Here is a 20,378-nt window from a genome sequence, read left to right as displayed (position 1 = left end):
CTTCACGGAAACGGGAACGGAGATCAGTCTCGCTCGCCTGTGTTCCCGCTCAGCACGTCCTTATACTCCGGATGCTTCTCAAATTGATGAGCTGCATAGGAGCACACAGGAACAATTTTCAAATTTTCATTTCGAGCCTTATCTACAACAGCCCGTACAAGTTTTTCACCGGTACCTTGACCGCGCAGTTCCTCAGAGACACGAGTGTGGTCAATGACCAATTCCCCAGCATCTTTATCCAAACTGTATGTGATCTCGGCAAGGTCCTTACCGTCATTCGCAACAAAAAAACGTCCTGTTCCAGTTTGAATTTGCATCTTATGGCTTCACTCCTAAAATGTTATTGCCTATATTTTACTACCACGATTTGCAAAAAGCGAGGAACGAAGCAGATTGATTGCTCGCCTTGGACGTTTGATGGCGTTCCATAGATGGATTTATCGAGGAAGTTAGGATTATTGGTGTGAATGATGCGCTCATGTTACTCAAGGCAGTTGCTTTGTAATGTTTGTTCTGCAAGTAGTTTGGCTTTGCGGAATGGGGATAGGAGGCAGACGTGATGGGTGACTTTTGGCGAGCCGAGAAGGTGGAAGGGGTAGAATTTCTGGACAACCTAGTGTGCTGGATACGCAAGCCGGCCCAGACATTCCTGGCACTCTAACGCAGGAATATCCAGGACAGCCGGACTCATGGGAATTCTTGAGACCTCAGCGTGCCAAAAACTCCTGTTATCATAATCATCCACTGGAGCTTTCGGACTCAGATGACGTTATTAGCAAATTTTTAGCCGTTTGAGTAAAGTTTCGGACTCCATTGCAGCTATTCCTTAGGAAAAAGCATAAATTAGGCGATTTCTATGCCAATAGCGCCTATGGAGTCCGATAGAACCCCAAATTGGGGGGGATACTGCTTATAAGGTCCACTATGCCCGATAGCAACTTCGTACGGGGACGTGTTCACCGTTGAAATCGCACTTTAATGTCCTGCTGCATATGAGTAGCAATTCCCTTGCTTAGACTCTCGCAATCTCAAAATCAAAGAGAGATGCAAATAAATTCTGCATTCAAACAGTAGTCAAGCAGCAGTCAATGAATTTTTATACACTCCCGTTTATAAAGTAGCTTGCGTATTCTCAGGATAATACAATAAGATTAAGAGAATATCTCACTACTGAAAAGAACCGCTAGCAGGAGGAATCATTGTGGAATACAAAGTTGAGGTTGAATTTGGATCGATTTATGAGTTATTGAATAGCTTACATACTTATCTCTGCAAAAAATCCTATAAGAAGATTGACCTAGGGGTAGCGTGGGTTACTGAAATTGAAAGCACCCTAAGTGAGGAACTATTATCCCGTCTGAAGGAAACTGAACTAAACAATGAATGGAAAATGTTGAATCTGCTCATTTACTGTTGTCCATTCAAGGATGATGTAGACAGTGTGCTGAACTGGATTGAAGGGTTAACAGTTGGCGAGTTATATGAGACCTTATCAAAATATGTAATGGTATTTCCAAGCCATATGGAGGATTACCGTAATCGCGTAGTATTTTTACTCTCCGAATGGAACCGCCAGTACTTTAGTCAATGCAATCCTGCGATTCTAAGCAAATTACAGCAGCATACGGATTTGAAGAACATGGAGCTTAATGCACTGGAAACTGCTGATTTTGTGAACAAAACGACCAACGGATTCTATTTCATGCCTACGGATGGGCTTAAGAAGCTTGTATTAATTCCACAGTATCATTTTCAGCCTGCTAATATCATCTATTGCTACGGTGAATTAACAATCTGTCATTATGCGGCCTGGATTTCAATGGAGAACGAGGAAATTTCACCTTTTATGTATAGAGCCATTCGTAGTCTGGGTGAAAAAAGCCGTCTGAAAATTCTCCAAGCTCTTAGCGGTGGTCGCAAAACATTCACCGAAATTGTTAAGCATGCGGGAATCTCGAAGGGGATTGTTCACGATCATATTTTTAATCTTCGTTGTGCGGGTTTGCTTCATGCCTATATTGAAGGGGAGAATGTCACCGGATATAGTCTACGCCTGGAAGGCATTCATCGGATGAATGAGCAGCTATTCGATTATTTGAAATAATCATTTCACAAAAAAATATAACGATCTAAAAGTCAGAATTCTCTTATACAGAGAGGGTTTTGGCTTTTTTTATGTGTCTTAATTTTCTTGTGATTCTGTTTATAGAGAATTTTTTTCAAGTTCTCTCTTTACAGAACTTGAAAACCTTTCTATAATGAACATCAGAAGTTATTCATACTTAACAGGTAGGAATTATAGTTATTATTCTATTAGAGAGAAAAGGGAGATAGGTACATGAGAAAAAATGCGATTGTAATCACTTCATTACTGCTTACGGGTTCACTGTTACTTTCTGCTTGCGCTAACAACAGTAATAACGAATCCTCGTCTGGTAACAATGCGGCTGCAGGGTCCAATTCAACCAATGTGGAAGCAACAACTCCGGCAGAGCCTGTTCCTGCGGGTGCGCTAAGCGAGCCTTTTACCGCAACCGATTTGTCCAAACTTCCAGCAGTTGCACAGAAACGTACAGACACCATTATCGTAGGGTTAACGGACCCAAGCGGAGCTTTTACTCCGTATTTTCAGCAAAGTGGTTATGATGGCAATGTATCTTCACTGCTATACGCTTCTCTCGTAACTGTAGACGATAAAGGCGTTCCAACACCAGAGCTTGCAGAGAGCTGGGATGTTTCGGATGATCAGCTTACATACACGTTCCACTTGAGAAAAGATCTAAAATTCAGCGACGGTTCACCATTGACAGCGGATGACGTAGCGTTTACTTGGACGATACAATACGACAAATCGTATGACGGTAGCTCACAGCTCCCATCACTAAATGTTAAAGGCGGCAAAGCCTATAAAGAAGGTACTTCTACAGCGATAGAAGGGATTAAAGTGATTGATCCACAGACGATCTCAGTGACGCTTGAGCAACCAAACGCAACAGCGCTGGTACAGCTCGGCTCGAATGTTCTGTCGAAAGCTTACTATGGCAAGGACTATAAATTTGGAGATCTTGAATACATCAAGAAGCTGCATGAGAAGCCACTTGGAGATGGACCTTACAAGCTGGAGAAATTTATTCCGGGGCAAGAAGTGCGTTTTGTAGCGAATGAGAATTATTTCAAAGGTAAACCAAAGACGGAGCATTTCATTTATAAAACTACGGAAGGCGATGTATGGCAGTTCGTAGAAACAGGTGAGGTAGACTACGCTTCTTTTAGTGCGACAGACGAGAATATCGAGAAGCTGAAAGCGCTCGGTTTTGTGAATATTATTCCTTACACTCCAAGTACCTATGGTTATTTGCAAGTCAATCTGAAGCATGAACAGCTCAAGGATAAGCTTGTACGTCAAGCCATTGTGTACGGTCTGGATCGTCAGAGTATTTATGTAGATGCAGCGCAGGGTGCAGGCTCAATTGCCAACATCCCGGCATCCCCTATCTCTTGGTCTTACACGGAGGAAGGCATTAATCCTTACAAATATGATCCGGAAAAAGCAAAACAATTGCTGGATGAAGCAGGCTGGACAGTAGGCGCGGGTGGTATCCGTGAAAAAGATGGCAAACCGCTTACCATTCACTACCTCGGCTCTAAGAGCAAAAATACAGATATTTTCATTGCTGTAGCTAAAGAGAATTTTGAAGCACTGGGTATCGATTTCCAGCCTGAGGTTTTTGCAGACTTTAACTCTTTGGTATCTAAGGTAGAAGGCGGGGACTACGATCTCGTATCCTTCTCCACTAGTATGTTGACTGATCCGGCTGACGGGTTTATGCAATTCTTCGATGGAGAAATCACGGATTATGACAATCCGAAATTCCTGGAGCTATACAATAAAGCCTTAGCTACTACTGATATTGAAGCACGCAAAGCGGTATACAAAGAGCTGTATCAGCTCTTCAATGATGAACTGCCTATTATTTTCACAAGTTACAAAAAGACTGTATACGCCTATAACGGACGTATTGAGAATCTATCGGTCAGCCCGTTCATCGGTCTTGCTGGCAGTCTGCCAACTTGGAGCCTAAAATAAATAATCCAGTGTCCCCTGCTCTGATGAGCAGGGGACAAATCATAAGGAGTCTGTCATGAGCGCTTATTTATCGAAAAGACTGTTGTACATGGTCATTATCTTATTTGCGGCATCATTATTGATCTTCTGCCTGTATGCTTCAACTCCCGGAGACTTCATAACCGGAAATATCAAATTGACTGCAGAACGTAAAGCTGAGCTGCGTGAGATTTACGGCTTAAACAAGCCGATGCTTGAGCGCTATGGAATCTGGATGAAGAATGCGCTGCATGGCGATTTCGGGTATTCCTTAGCCCAACAAAAGCCTGTGCTGCAGCTTTTTAATGATTATATTTGGAATTCCTTTTTACTGGCTGCCGTTTCCACGTTTCTGACGTGGGTGATTGCAGTTATTATTGGTGTGATTTCAGCTTATAAGCAATATTCCTGGTTCGATACACTCGTGATGATCGCTATATTCGCAGCAATGTCGCTGCCGTCATTTTTTATAGGCTTATTCCTGATCAAAATCCTGGCCGTCGATCTCAAGTGGCTCCCTCCGGGTGGAATAATCACGACAGGTAGTAATGCTACGGGTCTGGCGTATTTTAAGGAGATTGTAACGCATATGACCCTTCCGGTTGTTGTTATGACTCTACTTGGATTGGGCTCACTCACCCGTTATTTCCGCAGTAATATGATCGATGTCTTAAAACAGGATTATATCCGCACCGCCCGTGCCAAAGGCTTAAAAGAACGAAAGGTGCTATTTACACACGCCTTACGTAATGCCTTGCTGCCCGCAATTACACTGGTTGGTTTCGAGCTTCCAGCACTATTTGGCGGATCACTTATTATTGAAAAAATATTCAATTGGCCTGGGATTGGCCAACTGTATATGCAGTCCTTCGGACTTAGGGATTATCCTTTGCTGATGGGCTTTACGATGTTTATTGCCATACTTACCGTCATAGGAACGTTGCTTTCGGATGTTTTGTACCGGATTGCCGATCCTAGAGTTCGGCTATAGAGAGGAGGAAGCTGACGTGGCAGTTCAAAGTAATGTAGCGGGTATCTCGAAACCACAGACCACCAAAGGAAAATCCTCTTTATTCCGGCAATCCCTTCGGAGGTTGCTGAAGAACAAGCTGGCGGTATCCGGGTTTGTGGTAGTGATCTTTATGTTTGCGCTTTGTTTTCTTGGTCCTCTGTTCTCTCCCTATACGGATAACAAAATTAATATGGCACTGATGAACAAGGCCCCTAATATGAAGCATTGGCTTGGCACTGACGCGCTGGGCAGAGATATTTTGACCCGGGTGATGCAGGCAGGACGCATTTCACTAACCGTAGGACTGGCATCAATGGTTCTTTCGGTGTTCATCGGGGCCCTTTTGGGAGCCATAGCTGGGTATTACCGCGGAATCGCCGATCAAATCATAATGCGGATTGCGGATCTTTTATTGACGGTTCCGAGTTTGCCGCTGCTTTTTATTTTTGGAGCATTATTATCAGAGTGGAAGATTCCAACGGACTACCGGATGTATATCGTTATGCTTATGCTCAGCATTGTGAGCTGGCCAGGTATGGCGCGTATGGTACGGGGGCAAATGCTTAGTCTGCGAGAACGTGAGTTTATGCAAGCAGCTGTAGTATTAGGCCTTCGGGATCGGCGTAAATTATTTAACCATTTGCTGCCGAACATTATCCCGCTGCTGATCGTTATGGCAACGCTCAACATCGGTGGCGCTATTCTGAGTGAATCGGTTCTTAGCTTTTTTGGGCTAGGTGTTATGCCGCCAACGCCAACCTGGGGCAATATGATTGATGCAGCGAATAATATGATCGACTTCAAGGATCGGCCGTGGCTGTGGATTCCGCCTGGGCTATCCATCTTCGCGACAGTAATCGCGATCAATATTTTTGGTGACGGACTCCGGGACGTACTTGATCCTAAACAGAAGAGGTAGGTGACCCTCACATGAGTGATTTAATGAATATAGACGGTCTAAGTACATACTTCTTCACGGAAGAAGGGAAAGTGAAAGCCGTTGATGATGTAAGCTTCCGTGTCCGTGAAGGAGAGACGGTCTGTATCGTCGGAGAATCGGGCTGCGGCAAAAGTGTAACTGCAATGTCCATCATGGGTCTTGTTGAAGAGCCGGGGGGCAAGGTTGCCCATGGCAAAATTGATTTTCAGGGTGAAGATTTGTTGCAAATGGACAAAAACACACTGCGAGCCATCCGTGGCAACGAGATCGCGATGATCTTCCAGGAGCCCATGTCCTCCCTTAATCCTGTAATCAAGATCGGTGAACAAATTATGGAGCCGTTGATCGTGCATTTGAAGATGAATAAGAAGCAGGCGCGTATCCGGGCGATTGAACTAATAAAACAGGTAGGCTTATCACGACCTGAGCAAATTGCTGATAGTTATCCACATGAATTAAGTGGAGGGATGCTGCAGCGGATAATGATCGCTATTGCTATCGCATGCAGTCCAAAGTTATTGATTGCAGATGAACCGACAACGGCGCTGGATGTAACGATTCAAGCACAAATTCTGGATATGCTTCGTGAAATTAAAGACAGCTCCGGCATGTCTATTCTATTAATCACCCATGATCTGGGTGTAGTCGCGGAGATGGCCGATTACGTGATTGTTATGTACTCCGGAAAGATTGTGGAGGAGGGGGAGGTTGTTGAATTGTTCAACAATCCCAAACACCCTTATACGAAAGGGCTGCTCAAATCGAAGCCAGTTATCAATCAGCGGCAGGATGAGCTGTATTCCATACCAGGCCAAGTACCAAATCCGCTTGAGCTGGTACCTTCTTGCTATTTTCATGACCGCTGTGAGCATTGCATGCCTGTATGTGTCAGCCAGCAGCCCCAGCTTAAAGAAGTGGCCAGCAGACAAAAGGTAGCTTGCTGGTTGTATGAGGAGGCGGTTGTTCATGCCTGAGGCATTGCTTGAGGTCAATCATCTGAAGAAATATTTCCCTGTTACCAAGGGATTGCTTAACCGCACGGTTGGGCATGTAAAAGCCGTTGATGATATTAGCATCACGCTTCAGCCAGGGGAGACGTTTGGGCTTGTAGGAGAATCTGGGAGCGGAAAGAGTACGGTCGGACGGACGATTTTACGGCTAACGGATAAAACGGCAGGCGAGATCAAATTCAAAGGGATAGACATTCATTCTTTGTCTCCCGCTGAATTGCGAAATCTCAGACCCCAAATGCAGCTAATCTTTCAAGACCCGTATAGCTCACTTAACCCTCGGGTCCGCATAGGTGATGCTATCGGAGAAGCTTTACTGGATCATGGCTTATGCTCAAAATCAGAGGTTCGTGATCGGGTGCTTGAGGCGCTTGAGGCATGTGGTTTATCCTCTTATCATATTGATCGCTTCCCGCATGAATTCTCAGGAGGACAGCGACAACGGATCGGAATCGCGCGTGCGCTTGTGCTGAATCCTGAGCTAATCATTGCAGACGAGCCAGTCTCGGCCTTGGATGTATCCATCCAAGCACAGATTATTAATTTATTCAGTAAACTGCAGCAGAGCCGTGGGCTAACCTATTTGTTTATCTCTCATGATTTGAGTGTGGTTGAGCATTTATGTTCAAGAATCGGTGTTATGTATCTGGGATCTATGATGGAGACGGCTTCTAGAGATGAATTATTTAAGAATCCGCTCCATCCGTATACCAAGGCATTGCTATCAGCTGTTCCAATACCTATACCCAAGCTGAAAAGGGAAAGAATTGTCCTTAAGGGGGATATTCCGAGCCCAGTGAACCCGCCTTCCGGTTGTAAATTTCATACCCGGTGTCCCTATGCACAAGAGGTTTGCAGATCTGAAATCCCGGTATTCCGGGATGCCGGCAATAACCATTTTGTAGCTTGTCATTTAGTCTAATAGCTGTCAAAGATATAATGACGATTCGCTCCTAAGTCTTGAATAATTAAAGTTGAATTGTATAATAATACAATTTGACCTTATTTTTGCCTGTGCTCAAAAAGTTTTTAAGGGTTTCAAAGCCAGGTTAATGGGGTAATTAGAGAGTGGTTAGGTTAGACGTACATATCTAATCGATCTAGTATAAAATCCCTACTTAGGAGGAATCATCGTGAATACAACAGTACGTTTGACAGAAAGATCCGGCTCGACTTCTTCACAGCGCAGAAAAGGCTTTGTACCGGTAGTCGTGTACGGTGCAGGTTCAGATAGCCAGTCCTTTACAGCGGATGCTAAGACAATTACCGGGATTTTGGCTAATAACCCTCGGGCAGTATTAACCTTGGAATTACCAGACTCGGGTAAAAAGAACGTTGTCATCCAAGAAATCCAGCGCCAGCCAGTATCCAAACAACTGCTGCATATTGATTTTCAACAAATTGATATGAAGGCTAAATTGGATACAAAAGTGGCATTCCACTTTACAGGTGATCCAGTAGGTGTGAAGAGTGGCGGCGTGCAGCAAATTGAATTGCATGAGCTGGATATTCGCACACTTCCAGATAAATTAACGGCATCCTTTGAGGTGGATCTCAGTGGACTAGATATTGGTGACCAATTGCTGGTGTCTGATCTTCCGAAGCATGAAGGCTGGGAAGTATTGACGCCTGAGGACACTTTGATTGTCCGGATCGCACCTCCAGCAGCTCAAGAGCCAACCGATGAAGATGCTGCTGAACCAGCTGCAGTCGAAGCTTCTGGTGAAGATAAAGCTGAATAGAATAGTTATTAAATCATAAGAGCAGATAGAATCCTACCATAGGAGCTGTCTGCTCTTTTTGTTTTGTCTTCGTGAACACGAATTAATAAAATAAGTGCGGTCTTTCGTATAGTTTCTTAAATGGGATTTATGGTTGTTTCGCCTCATTTAGTTAAAATTTTACAGAAAATCGTTGACGAATTGGCCGTGAAGGCTGAAAATGAGGACAATTACCATGGTAAAGAATTCAAAAGTTCCTGTTGTCGCTGTTTGAAAACGCTTTAGTATTATGCTTCAAAGATCTCTCATTACCCAGTTCATCATGATTATGAGGAGGAAAGTTATGAAGATGAGGAAGCTGTTTTCGATCTTAATGACAAGTCTGTTGGTGCTTGGGGTAGCTCTACCTTTTGGTGGAAAAGCGAGTGCAGATGCCACAAGTGATGCTTCAAATCGTGCTTTAGTTTGGCTGAAGGCCCAGCAGGATGCAACGGTGGGATATGCTTTTGAAGGCTTGGTAGATAGCTTTGAGGATTTCTGGGGACCTAACAACCCCAAACAGATTGTATATACGTATGATCAAGCTGTTGCAGCTATTACCTTTATTGTAAAAGGTGAACGGACACGGGCAGAGCAAGTGTTGAACAAAATGCGAGACATTCAGGACCCTTCAGGTTTCTGGCTGAATTCTTATTGGTATAACAATGGCTTCGGAGAAGAAATTCGTAAACATGTGGGGCCGGTTGTATGGATGGCAATGGCAGCTATGGCTTATGAAAAGCAATATAATGACATGCGATATCGTCCGATGGCGCTCAAAGCGCTCGATTGGAGCTTACAGTATAAAAAAGCAAATGGCAGTATCGCAGGAGGATGGAGTGCTTGGAGTAACTCCGATGAGCCTTGGAGCTCAACCGAGCACAATATCGATATTTACCGGGTGCTACAGTATTATGCTTCAGTGGATTCCTCAAAGGCTGCCACATACAATAGCGCAGCTACTGGAGTCAAAACCTTCCTGGATAATTATGTGTGGGATGACAGTGTCAAACGCTTCAAGGGAGGCTGGAAAAACGATACGAATCTGATTGATCCTAAAATTCCTTTAGATGTGAATCCATGGGGAGTACTGGCTTTAGGAGTATCTGGAACGCATAACTATGGAGCAAGCTTAGCCTATGTTGAAAATGCCTCCGGCACCCCGGGGACCCTTGCAAATCCGCGTTACAAGCAGACGCTTACTTACAATGATGCTGGGAATACGCTGACCGGCTATGATTTTGACTGGACGGATGAAGTTTTACCCGCATATGACGATAACGGGAATCAAATCGGTAACACGGGTGCTGATGTATGGTTTGAAGGAAGCGCATTCATGTCGCTCGCCTACTTTATGCAAGGCAATGTATCCAAAGCGGATGCCATTAACACTGAAATTATTAAAAAACAAGGCACAAGCGGCGCTTCGCTTGGGGGAATCCCGTACTCACTGAAAGGGACCAGCAACAGCTATTGGGTGATGGCGCAGCAAAACTGCGTGTCCAGCACGGGTTGGTTAATTCTATCCCTGCATCGATTTAACCCATTCACCGGGCAATACTTGACGGGTGGTGGTAATACTGGAGACACGATAGCACCTACTACACCTGCTAATCTGACAGTAACCAGCAAGACGGATACAGCAGTTAACCTGAGCTGGTCTGCTTCAACTGATAATGTTGGTGTAACGGGATATCTCGTTTATCGCGGAACACAGCAGGTAGCCTCTGTGGCGGGAACTACAGCAACTGTTAGTGGACTTACTCCGAGCACAGCCTATACGTTTACAGTAAAAGCTACGGACGCAGCAGGTAATTTATCATCCGCTAGTAATACCGCAACAGTTACTACTAATCCCACTGGAGGCAGCGGAGGCGGTGATCATGTGACGGCTGACTTTACAGCAGGGGTAACGAGACTTTCTTCAACAGAAGCGAGCATTTATATTACACCTGTGACCAGTGCTCTTTATGTAGATGTGCATTATAAGGTTAACGGGGGGCCACAGCTTAATTACCGGATGACCAACAGCTCAGGTACATGGAAACAGACTGTGAGTGGGTTAAGTGCTGGCAGCAGCATTGAGTACTGGTTCACTTACGAGAAATCCGGCCCACAATATGATTCAGCTCATTATACTTTTGTTCAGTAGTGAGATTATGAAAGACTTGAACAATAAGATTTGTAGATAGAGCAAGTAAAATGAAGAAGGCTGTCCCAGATGCCATAGTATTGGCTCGGGAGGGCTTTCTTTTCTTTGTTTTAGGCTATGTTAAATCATATTGTTGATATTTAAGTTTCACGAACGTTTGTTCTGCTATTAAGATGACACTATGGTAAGGAGTTGATTACCCATTGGATTTGAAGGAAATGAAGTAAATTCCAACGGAATCATTCCAAGGTATCGTCGAAATGGACGAGGGGTTTAGTGCAACAAATTTACTTTTACAACGTATATATAGTGCTTCCATATTTAGGGATATTAAGGGGATTAAGAGGAATGTTACTGAAGTATATCTACGAACTAACAAGGTTTTCCATTGGTATTAATTCAAATAATTAGAGGTGATTTCATGAACAAATCTGGATTTATATTTTTTATTGCTGCAATTATATTTTTAATATCAGGATGTCAAAAGGCTGGTTCCAACGATGAATTAGCTAAAGCGCAGGTGCAGGTTAGTGCATTAGGATCTTCATTTAGTATCCCTACACTGGATGGATATGAAGTTAGTTATATACAACATAAATTCCCTTCAAAGGACAAACAAGGCAACTTTATTGGAGATAATCAAGAAGTTTTAGTCACATATACGAAAAACAAAGGGAAACTGGAGAAGTTAACAAAGGAACAAAAAGCGTCCAATGAAAGAGAAATCATCTACGGACCTTATCAAGGAGAAACACTCATTGAAATAACCTATAGCAATAATCAAGTTGATTTGAATGATGCTGATATTATTGGTATTAGCGGCAATCAGGTGCAAAAAATAAAAAAAGATGATTATACGTTTTTAGCATTCAATACTTCAAAAGGTTCAATCACTTTAAAGTTCAACAGTTTGGATGAGGATACAATTCTAAGCATTGCTCAACAAGTAGTAAATGAAAATAAATAGGATGGAGTGCTGCTGTACATGGAATGCTTAGGATGTAGAATCGCTAACGGTATTGAACCTGACTTGAATATTGTTTATGAAAATGAATTTATTACTTGTGTGCTTGATATTGCTCCTTTTAATGAAGGACATACTCTAATCCTCCCCAAAAAGCATTACTGTGATGTCGAAGAGATGGAGTCAGAGACTGCTTATGCTATCATGGATGCTTCGAAAAAACTTTCAATTGCTTTGAAAAGCGTGTTTAAACCTGACGGTATAAGAATTTGTCAAGATGGAGGGAAGTTTAACGACCTTACCCATTACCATATGCATCTCATTCCGAGGTACGAAGGTGATGGATTTATCTGGGGTGAACCATTACACCCACATGGTGCTGAAAAACGATTAAGCCAAACCCAAAAAAAGATTCTGAAGACATTAAGTGAGGAAAAGAGAAGGAGTCGATAAAGACTCCTTCTCTTTTTGTCATAAATTAATATGCCTAGCTTAAATCAAAGAATTCAGTGCGGGTAAAAGAGCGAAGATCCTCCTCTAGACGGAGGTTCACTCTTTTCTTGTGTCGTAAAATCTTGGAGGGAAACTTTAATGCAATGATTTGTTTCAGTAGGAGATTTAAGGGGGAGTGTTTTATTTACAACGTAACAGTGTTATGTTACGATGTTTTCGAGGAGTGATCGCATATGGAAGATGATTTGATTTCGAAGAAGCAACTGCTGGATTTAACCGGTATTTCATATGGGCAATTGTACCGCTGGAAAAGGAAGCAGTTAATCCCCGAGGAATGGTTTATTCGCAAATCTACCTTTACTGGACAAGAGACTTTTTTTCCTAAAGAGATGATCTTGTCGCGAATTCACAACATTGTGAATATGAAAGATGGGCTTTCTTTGGATGAAATGGCTGATAAGCTATCGGATAAGGCATCCTTTGAGAAGGTGAGTGTAACTGCTAAGGAAATTATAGAACGTAACATTGTTTCGACAACAACGCTGAGGAAATTTGGAGAAAGTCTCGGTGATGAAAGTAAATATACTTTTGAGGAGCTCGTTCATTTATTCGCCGTAGACCGCCTGCTTAGTGCTGGGGAAATGAGTATGGAGGAGGCGGAGCTTCTGTTTCGCACGTTGCAGGAGAAAGTTTCAAGGCTCGAGAGTGGAAGCTGGGAGTTGTTTTTTGTCCGGAAAATGGGGGTTTCATCCTTCATTCTGGCACAAGCACCTGCGGAGTTATGGTTTGATGAAGGGGTTAGATTAGTCAGTAAAATGACATATGCAGATTTGATCGAACAATTGAAAGGTAAGCTTGCCTACAAGCTTGTTGAATAGGAGGAAGAGTTATGGACAAAAATCAGCTGCCTGATTTAATAATAAACGGGGTTAGTGGTGGGGCCGGAGGTACTTACAACAACGTAAACATGGATGGTGTAGGTAAAGTAGTCGGACCGATTGTGGCGCGAATGTTTAAAGGAAATGGGCATATCAATTTGAATGATGATCTCGCAGCAGAAGAAGCAGAATGCAACGGGGTCATCAAAGTGATGGGTAATATGCGTTTTGGTACCCTAAAGGTAGATGGGGTTCTTAATGTAGGTAAGAGTTTTCGAGGTGAAAGCTGTACCCTTAACGGAATGGTGAGTATCAAAGGGGATTGTGAGCTTGAGGATTTCGTAGGTGAAGGTAGCTTTAGTGTTGGTGGTTTACTAAGTGCCGGTCATGTGGATTTCAAACTGCAGAGTCAAGGGAAGGCTAATGAAATTGGTGTGGAAAGCCTCGTGATACGGCAAGTGAATAATGGGTTTTGGAGTAAGATGTTTAGCGGAATCATCCCTAAACTTCGGCCTGAGCTATGTGCTCGAACAATCGAGGGAGATTTTATAGATGTAGAATATACAACTGCGGATATCATCAGAGGAAATATTGTCATTATTGGCCCAGGCTGTACACTCGGACGGGTAGAGTATCGCGAACAAATTACAGTGCATCCAGAGGCTAAGGTTGGAAAGGTGGAGAAGGCCCTGTGAATGATAATCTGAAAATAATTGGAACAACATCTTCAGCCGGTGGTTCTTTTAAAGATGTTAAGATCACTGGAGAATGCAAATTCGCTGGAGATGTGAATTGCGAAAAGATGAATCTGACTGGAAATGCAAATATAGCTGGAAATCTGCATATGAAGCAAATGAAAATCACTGGCGAAATTGCACTCGAGGGTAATCTTGAAGGGGATTCCTTACGTGGACAGGGTGAAATAAAAGCAGCCTCCGTAAAAATCGATGAGCTTCATCTCTACGGAAATTTGGATGTGAAGGGTGATTGTGAAGGGGAAAAATTGCAAATTTCCGGTGCCTTAAGCGTAGCTGGATTACTTAGCGCTGAGCATTTGGAGATTAAATTGTTTGGTCCAAGTAGTGCGAAGGAGGTTGGGGGCAGTATCTTAACCATTAAGAAGAGTAAAACGGGAAGACTGCTGCATATGATGAAGCCAACTTCGAAAATACTGTTTGAAGCGGGGCTAATCGAAGGCGATGCTATTGATCTGGTCAATACAAAGGCTAGTATGGTGAGGGGAGAACGTGTAATCATTGGTCCGGATTGTGAAATAGAAACGGTGGAATTCCGCGATACACTAGAAGTTCATAAGCACGCAACAGTGAAGCATCAAGTGAAGATTTAAAGACAATTTTATAGTTATTTTTTGAGAAAAAGAGGAGTGGAACATATGAGTGCTGCCAAATCGCCCAATCTGGGTATTGTAATCGCAGGTCTCCTATTAGGAATTCTTATGGCCTCCATGGACAGCACCATCGTTGCAACTGCAATGGGTAATATTGTTGGGGAGCTTGGCGGAATGGACAAATTTGTCTGGGTGACATCAGCCTATCTCGTAGCCGAGATGGCGGGTATGCCCATTTTCGGCAAGCTGTCTGATATGTATGGTCGTAAGAAGTTTTTTATTTTTGGAATTATCGTATTCATGGCGGGTTCGGCTCTCTGTGGAACGGCTGATACAATAACTCAGTTAGCTGCGTACCGGGCCATTCAGGGCATTGGTGGCGGGGCGCTGGTGCCAATCGCTTTTGCCATCATGTTTGATGCTGTTCCGCTGGAGACGCGGGGCAAGCTCGGCGGGGCATTCGGAGCAGTATTTGGATTGTCGAGTATATTTGGTCCATTACTGGGGGCGTATATTACCGATCATATTGCTTGGCAGTGGATATTTTACATTAACTTACCCCTTGGACTGTTGGCTTTTGCGATGGTCGTATTCTTTTATAAAGAATCGCATGAGCATTCTAAACAGCCCATTGACTGGTTGGGCGCGGGTACGCTGCTTGGTTCAGTCATTTGCTTAATGTTTGCGCTGGAGCTAGGCGGGAAAGAGTATGCTTGGAATTCTTCCATGATTCTTGGTTTATTTGCAGCCTTTGCCATCCTTGCAGCAGTGTTTCTTGTTGTAGAGACTAGAGCGAAAGAACCGATTATTTCCTTTGCTTTGTTTAAAAAAAGATTATACGCGGTGAGCATTATCTGTGCACTATTTAGCGGTGCAGCCTTTATTGTGGCTTCTGTGTATATTCCGATCTTTATTCAAGGGGTATTGGGCGGATCAGCTACAAATTCAGGACTTGTATTGCTGCCAATGATGGTTGGCTCAGTGGTTACAGCTACGATGGGCGGATTTCTGATGTCAAAAACCAGTTACCGCAGCCTGCTGATTCCTACATTCGCACTTTTGGTGATCGGTACTGGACTTGTAGCGACACTCACGCCGGATGCTTCACGACTGCTTGTTACTTTATATATGATTTTAATTGGGCTAGGGATTGGTGCTTCATTCTCAGTGCTAAGTACGGCATCTATTCATGGATTGACGGCACAGCAACGTGGCTCTGCCAGCGCAACGCTGAATTTCATTCGTTCACTGGGCATGACCATAGGCATTACCACCTTCGGTATCATTCAAAGTCACTATTTCTCAGGCAGTCTTACCAAGCTACTCTCGGCTAATGGTGGAGGAGCGGCTCCGGCGGGAGCTATGGATTTTAAAGATCCGCATGCTTTGCTCTCACTTGAGACTAGGGCGCTCATTCCACCTGAAATTCTGGGTAAGATTACAGATGGGTTATCCTCATCCATTGTAAACACCTTTGCTTGGGCGGTAATTCCCGCTGCTTTAGCGTTATTGGCTTCGTTCTATATGGGACGTCAGAAGATGGATGCCTCTGCGGAGGGGGATGTTCAGGCGTCTGGGCATTAGCATGTAGTCTAGATAATATTCGTTTGATTATGTTTCAGTGAAAATAGACATTTAAAAAAACGACCACCACTTCGGGTACTTCCTAAGTGGTGGTCGTTTTTTGTCTAAAGTCGTAAATGCGCTGTATCTCTAGTCCCACAAGGCAGGTAGAAAATGGTCGATTGTACTGCGAATTTGGTTCACAAGTATCTGACGGTTTCCCTGATAAGACGTTCTGCTCTCTATCTCGCCAGAAGCTCAGATTCTGATACTCTGAAAACGTAATCAAAATCTGGGTATAGGAGATTCCGATATGGGGGTACCTGCTGGCGAACTGCTTCCCAACGTCGATCCGGTTCATCGATCCCGCTGGAAGATGAAGAACAAACATAAGTTGTTCTTCATGGCTTTTCCATTTCTTGTTGTCACCTTTATTTTCTATTATCTGCCGATCAGCGGATGGATTTATGCCTTTTATGATTTCATTCCCGGAATACCGTTGTCAGACACGCCTTACGTTGGTTTGAAATGGTTCAAGACTATTGTATCTAATCCGACGCAGACCGCAGAGGTTCTGCGGGTGCTGAAGAACACGCTTGCCATGAGTTCACTCGGATTAATTACATCCATCTTTCCAGTGATCTTTGCCATTATGTTGACTGAGATTAAGTCAGGCTGGTATCGCAAGTTGGTGCAGACACTAACCACGATTCCAAACTTTATCAGCTGGATTCTGGTATATGCATTGGCATTCTCGTTGTTCTCTGTAGATAACGGTGTCATCACTCACATTTTAGTGCAGCTTGGAGTGGTAGATGAAGGGTATAACTTCTTAGCCTCCAGCTCAAATATTTGGGTCACGATGATCGTTTGGTACTGGTGGAAATCGTTAGGCTGGGGTGCCATTCTCTATCTTGCTGCAATCGCAGGCATTGATCAGGAATTGTACGAAGCTGTTGAGGTGGATGGTGCAAGTCGGTTCCGCAAAATTTGGCATATCACCATTCCAGGTCTGATTCCAACCTTTTTTGTACTGCTTCTGCTCTCCATAGGTAATCTAGTCAATAACGGGATGGAGCAGTACTTTGCCTTTCAAAATGCGATGAATAAGGATTCTATTGAGGTGCTGGATCTTTATGTATACAACATCGCCTTCGCGAACAACTTTCCTTTTGCCACGGCCGTCAGCATGTTGAAATCGGTTGTCAGTGTAATTCTACTATTCGCAGCGAACACGTTGTCTAAGATGGTGCGTGACGAATCTATCATTTAAGTCAGGGGTGATCCCACTTGAGAAAGAAAAAACTAACGGCTGGAGAACTTATCTTCCAGATTATGATCTATACGCTCTTTGGATTGTTCACCCTGTCATGCATCTACCCATTCTATTATTTGTTCATCAATACGATCAGCTCGAATGATCTTAGTGCAGCGGGGTATATCAAATTTTATCCAAGACAGATCCATTTTGATAACTATAGTAAGGTGCTAAGAATCAGTGGTCTAGGACATGCGGCAACAGTCTCTGTGTATAGAACGGTTGTCGGGACGTTACTTACTGTGGGTTCTTCAGCTTTTTTAGGATATTTGTTCACCAAAAAGGAAATGTGGGGCCGGAGTATTTGGTACCGGAGTGTCGTGGTTACGATGTATTTTAGCGCAGGTCTGATCCCTTGGTATATTACAATGCACAATTTGCATCTGACCAATAATTATCTGGCTTATATTTTGCCTACGATTATTACGCCATTCAACATCATTTTGGTCAAAACCTTCGTTGAGGCCATTCCTCCATCCCTTGAGGAGTCAGCGTCTATGGATGGCGCTGGTTACATGCGGGTGTTCTGGAGCATTATTGTACCGCTTACTACGCCAATTTTGGCTACGATTACGATTTTTTCCGCAGTGAATCAGTGGAACTCATTTATTGATACGGCGTTTCTGATGACAGATACGAAGTACTTTACGCTCCAATTCTTGTTATGGCGTTATTTGAACGAGTCCAGCTCGCTCGCAGCTTTAATTCGTAATTCACCAGATATGGCCGCTAGTGTAGCGAATATGCAGACTCCAACCTCTGTACGGATGACCGTAACGATGATCGTCGTATTGCCGATTCTAATCGTTTACCCATTCTTCCAGCGCTTTTTCGTCAAAGGGATTATGATCGGTGCGGTTAAGGGCTAATAAGCTACCGAATCGGTAACGAAATGGGGTTTTCCTCTGCTAGGCGCAGAGTTGAACTATATGTGAAGAGTTGAAAGGGAGGGTATAAAGCAATGAGACTAAGAAGAGCATCGCTTGTCATGCTATCCGTAATCCTGGTCTTTGTTCTGGCAGCATGTGGCGGGGGGAATAATACGGCTAACTCGGGTAAAAACACGAGCACAGAGAAACCTACGTCCGCTGCAACGAATGCGCCGGCAGAAGAAACAGCAGCACCGGATGACGGAGCACTTGATCATTCCAAGCCGCTGAAGCTGACCGTATTCTCTACAACAGCTAACTATGCGGGTCCACAAACCGGGTGGTTTGCCAAAATCATCAAAGATAAGTTCAATATTGAGATGGACATTGTTGCTTCAAACCTGACAGGTGGAGATACCAAAATCTCTGCAATGATGGCATCGGGTGATCTTGGAGATATCATTATTTTCGGTGATGATAAGAACCATTATCCAAATGCGATCAAAGGAAAGCTTCTCTTAGACTGGACACAAGACGGACTTCTGGATAAATACGGAAAAGACATTGCGAGTACGTTCCCAAAAGCTATTGAGAAAGCAAAGGTTGCTTTTGGCGGTGGATCATCAGTGTTTGGCATCGGGAACAATGTAGCCTCAAATCCCTCCGGACCTTCTGAAGGAAAAGACATGACTTGGGGGCCGGACCTGCGTTTTGATCTCTACCAACAAATCGGAGCACCTGAAATTTCAAAAATTGAAGATTATCTGCCCGTGCTGAAAAAAATGCAAGAGCTTGAACCCAAAAATGAGCAAGGAAAGAAAACCTATGCCTTCTCGATGTGGTCTGACTGGGACGGCAACTATAAAATGACACTGGCGAAACAGTTCGCCAACATGATGGGCTATGACGAAATTCCTGATACCGCTGTATATGTTAAAGCAGACGAAGAGAAATATTATGACTTCTTATCCGAAGACAGCTGGTATATGAAGTCGCTTAAACTGTATTTTGAAGCTAACCAAATGGGTCTGGTGGATCCAGATTCTATGACACAAAAATTCGACGATGTTGTAGCGAAATACAAGGATGGTCGTCTGTTGTTCTCTTGGTTCCCGTGGCTAGGGGCAGCAAACTACAATACACCGGAAAGAACAGCAGAAGGTAAAGGTTTTGCATTAGTTCCGTTCAAGGATGAGCTGATGTATTCCACTGGCTTCAATGTATACGGTGGTAACGGTATTATAGCAATCGGTGCAAAAGCTAAAGAACCTGCTAGAATTATGGAATTTATTAACTGGATGTATACTCCGGAAGGTGCAATGATCTCTGCAGGAAGCGGAACAGCGGTGCCTAACGGACCTAAAGGTCTAACCTGGGATATGGATGCAAGCGGTAAACCTGTCGTGACTGACTTTGGTTGGAAGGCTTATGCCGATCAACAGAATACACAAGTGCCTGCAGAATATGGTGGTGGTGACTACTATTACGGCTCTAATCAAATGAACTTCTCTTTTGTAGTTCCGGCGATGGTGAATCCAGACAACAAAGAGCCATACGATCACAATCTATGGACGACAACCCTAGAGCGTAATCCGTCTAAGCTTGATAGTGACTGGAGAGCGAAGATGGGCGTTCTGACGCCTAAGGAGTATTTTGAGAAAAATAATCTATTGGCCGTAGCACCACAAGGCTTCACTGGAAAAGAACCATTGATGATGGACAAAACACTGGAGCAAAAGAACAAACAAATTGGTACGGTCATTCAACAAATTTCTTGGAAAATGGTTTTTGCTAAAGATCAAGCGGAATATGACAAATTGAATAAAGAAATGCATGATAAGGTGAATGGTCTCGGCTATGCCGAAGTTATGGATTTCTCGATTAAAAAGGCAGAGGAATTGTTCGAGGCTCGTAAAAGCGTGAAATAAGGTGTGATTAGAAAAATACAAATAGGGCGGGGCGGCGTGGCGTGGAGGCTGTTCTGCCCTATTCTATTCAATTAAGGA

At 43.6% G+C, this 20,378-nt stretch carries 18 protein-coding genes; 17 read left to right on the top strand and 1 reads right to left on the bottom strand.

Features of this window, described 5'->3' with window-relative positions:
• Positions 1 to 23 precede the first annotated feature (23 nt).
• A complete protein-coding gene (locus NSS87_RS21150) occupies positions 24 to 317 on the bottom strand; it encodes a GNAT family N-acetyltransferase (protein WP_339242622.1) in 294 nt (97 codons plus the stop codon).
• 884 nt (positions 318 to 1,201) lie between these two features.
• On the opposite strand from NSS87_RS21150, the gene NSS87_RS21145 reads away from it, so the two are divergent.
• The 17 genes from NSS87_RS21145 (at position 1,202) to NSS87_RS21065 (ending at position 20,300) form a co-directional block, all read left to right on the top strand.
• A complete protein-coding gene (locus NSS87_RS21145; protein WP_339242620.1) occupies positions 1,202 to 2,104 on the top strand; it encodes a winged helix-turn-helix domain-containing protein in 903 nt (300 codons plus the stop codon).
• Positions 2,105 to 2,338: 234 nt separating this feature from the next.
• Positions 2,339 to 4,087: an ABC transporter substrate-binding protein gene (locus tag NSS87_RS21140; protein WP_339242618.1), complete on the top strand. Its 1,749-nt coding sequence runs from the start codon at positions 2,339 to 2,341 to the stop codon at positions 4,085 to 4,087.
• A gap of 55 nt (positions 4,088 to 4,142) precedes the next feature.
• Complete coding sequence (locus NSS87_RS21135; RefSeq protein WP_339242616.1) at positions 4,143 to 5,096, top strand: ABC transporter permease; 954 nt, start codon at positions 4,143 to 4,145, stop codon at positions 5,094 to 5,096.
• Positions 5,097 to 5,112: 16 nt separating this feature from the next.
• The gene (gene opp4C, locus NSS87_RS21130) at positions 5,113 to 6,036 is read left to right on the top strand and encodes an oligopeptide ABC transporter permease (protein ID WP_339242614.1); all 924 of its coding nucleotides are present in this window, start codon (positions 5,113 to 5,115) and stop codon (positions 6,034 to 6,036) included.
• 11 nt (positions 6,037 to 6,047) lie between these two features.
• Positions 6,048 to 7,031, top strand: a complete 984-nt coding sequence (locus NSS87_RS21125; protein WP_339242612.1) for an ABC transporter ATP-binding protein — start codon at positions 6,048 to 6,050, stop codon at positions 7,029 to 7,031.
• The gene (locus tag NSS87_RS21120) at positions 7,024 to 7,989 is read left to right on the top strand and encodes an oligopeptide/dipeptide ABC transporter ATP-binding protein (RefSeq protein ID WP_339242610.1); all 966 of its coding nucleotides are present in this window, start codon (positions 7,024 to 7,026) and stop codon (positions 7,987 to 7,989) included. Before NSS87_RS21125 ends, NSS87_RS21120 begins: the two co-directional genes overlap by 8 nt.
• A gap of 211 nt (positions 7,990 to 8,200) precedes the next feature.
• Positions 8,201 to 8,809, top strand: a complete 609-nt coding sequence (locus NSS87_RS21115; RefSeq protein WP_052404365.1) for a 50S ribosomal protein L25 — start codon at positions 8,201 to 8,203, stop codon at positions 8,807 to 8,809.
• 322 nt (positions 8,810 to 9,131) lie between these two features.
• Positions 9,132 to 10,979 (top strand): fibronectin type III domain-containing protein, encoded by a 1,848-nt coding sequence (locus NSS87_RS21110; RefSeq protein WP_339242608.1) that lies wholly within the window; start codon positions 9,132 to 9,134, stop codon positions 10,977 to 10,979.
• 421 nt (positions 10,980 to 11,400) lie between these two features.
• Positions 11,401 to 11,946, top strand: a complete 546-nt coding sequence (locus tag NSS87_RS21105) for a hypothetical protein (protein ID WP_339242606.1) — start codon at positions 11,401 to 11,403, stop codon at positions 11,944 to 11,946.
• 18 nt (positions 11,947 to 11,964) lie between these two features.
• Complete coding sequence (locus NSS87_RS21100) at positions 11,965 to 12,396, top strand: HIT family protein (protein ID WP_339242604.1); 432 nt, start codon at positions 11,965 to 11,967, stop codon at positions 12,394 to 12,396.
• A 233-nt stretch (positions 12,397 to 12,629) separates the two neighbouring features.
• Complete coding sequence (locus NSS87_RS21095) at positions 12,630 to 13,274, top strand: YhbD family protein (protein WP_339242601.1); 645 nt, start codon at positions 12,630 to 12,632, stop codon at positions 13,272 to 13,274.
• An 11-nt stretch (positions 13,275 to 13,285) separates the two neighbouring features.
• Positions 13,286 to 13,969 carry a hypothetical protein gene (locus NSS87_RS21090; protein WP_339242599.1) on the top strand — a complete coding sequence of 228 codons (684 nt, stop codon included), beginning with the start codon at positions 13,286 to 13,288 and terminating at the stop codon, positions 13,967 to 13,969.
• Positions 13,966 to 14,622, top strand: coding sequence for a hypothetical protein (locus NSS87_RS21085; protein ID WP_052404364.1), 657 nt, complete (start codon positions 13,966 to 13,968; stop codon positions 14,620 to 14,622). Before NSS87_RS21090 ends, NSS87_RS21085 begins: the two co-directional genes overlap by 4 nt.
• Before the next feature lie 45 nt (positions 14,623 to 14,667).
• Complete coding sequence (locus tag NSS87_RS21080) at positions 14,668 to 16,206, top strand: MDR family MFS transporter (protein ID WP_339242597.1); 1,539 nt, start codon at positions 14,668 to 14,670, stop codon at positions 16,204 to 16,206.
• Between the two features lie 292 nt (positions 16,207 to 16,498).
• Complete coding sequence (locus NSS87_RS21075; protein ID WP_339242595.1) at positions 16,499 to 17,458, top strand: ABC transporter permease subunit; 960 nt, start codon at positions 16,499 to 16,501, stop codon at positions 17,456 to 17,458.
• 17 nt (positions 17,459 to 17,475) lie between these two features.
• Positions 17,476 to 18,372, top strand: coding sequence for a carbohydrate ABC transporter permease (locus NSS87_RS21070; RefSeq protein ID WP_339242594.1), 897 nt, complete (start codon positions 17,476 to 17,478; stop codon positions 18,370 to 18,372).
• Between the two features lie 92 nt (positions 18,373 to 18,464).
• Complete coding sequence (locus tag NSS87_RS21065; RefSeq protein WP_339242592.1) at positions 18,465 to 20,300, top strand: ABC transporter substrate-binding protein; 1,836 nt, start codon at positions 18,465 to 18,467, stop codon at positions 20,298 to 20,300.
• The last annotated feature ends 78 nt before the right edge of the window (positions 20,301 to 20,378 follow it).

Origin of the sequence: Paenibacillus sp. FSL F4-0243 (assembly GCF_037963295.1) — a bacterium.
GTDB lineage: Bacteria > Bacillota > Bacilli > Paenibacillales > Paenibacillaceae > Paenibacillus_AQ.
Note: the sequence above shows the minus strand (reverse complement) of the source record. Positions and strands in the feature narration are given on the sequence as shown.